This is a genomic window from Nocardioides abyssi (assembly GCF_030412915.1).
GTDB lineage: Bacteria > Actinomycetota > Actinomycetes > Propionibacteriales > Nocardioidaceae > Nocardioides > Nocardioides abyssi.
In genome coordinates, this window is record NZ_JAUHJR010000094.1 from 1 (window position 1) to 300 (window position 300).

1 protein-coding gene is annotated in these 300 nt (G+C 74.3%); it reads left to right on the forward strand.

Annotated elements, in window-relative coordinates:
* The coding region (locus QWY29_RS20045; protein ID WP_300962996.1) for an LLM class flavin-dependent oxidoreductase at positions 1 to 300 on the forward strand (300 nt) is incomplete at both ends.

Here is a 300-nt window from a genome sequence, read left to right on the forward strand (position 1 = left end):
GGCTCGACACCTTCGGCGACCTCGAGCTCGGCCCCGACGGACGTCCGGTGCACGCGGCCGAGGCGATCCGCCAGGTCGTGGCCGAGGGCGTGCTGGCCGACCGGGTCGGCGTCGACTACCTCGGGCTCGGCGAGCACCACCGCGACGACTACGCGATCTCCGCGCCCGACGTGGTGCTGGCCGCGATCGCGGGGCAGACCTCACGGCTGCGCCTGGGCACCGGCGTCACGGTGCTCTCCTCCGACGACCCGATCCGTGTCTTCCAGCGCTTCTCCACCCTCGCCGCGATCAGCGGCGGGC